The organism is Acinetobacter amyesii (genome assembly GCF_023499985.1).
GTDB classification, from domain to species: Bacteria; Pseudomonadota; Gammaproteobacteria; order Pseudomonadales; family Moraxellaceae; genus Acinetobacter; species Acinetobacter amyesii.
On the sequence record NZ_JAMCOU010000005.1, the window covers coordinates 1 to 410 of the forward strand.

Annotated in this window: 1 pseudogene; it reads left to right on the plus strand. The window is 38.0% G+C overall.

Annotated features, from left to right (window positions below):
- Positions 1-410, plus strand: a pseudogene (locus tag M5F03_RS00045) (DUF3396 domain-containing protein); the annotation flags it as partial.

The following is a 410-nucleotide window of genomic DNA, read 5'->3' on the forward strand; positions in this document are numbered from 1 at the left end:
CTCGATATTGATCATCCTGGTATGGAGTTTTCTCATGAAAATATGTTTATTGCAGATGATCGGGATGGGTTAGGTGGTGGTATTCGTACGCCTACATGGTGCTTTTTACTTTCCCCCTACTGGCTAGAGAAACTAGACTTGAGTGAAGAACAAATTCGTGAAAAACTAAATGATCCACGAATTGAAATTACTAAAATTATAGACCCAGAAGATTCAACAAAATACAACTTATGGATACGTTTGGGAGAGCTTTCACTTTATCCAGTTGAAGAAGGTGTTCCTGATTTATTGGTGATGGCAAATGAACTAATTAAACCGATACGTTGTGATAACTTAAAACTGACCACTTTGGATGCGTGGTCAGATGATCCAAATCCACGTTTTGATGCCGTAAGTTCAAAGCAATGGAT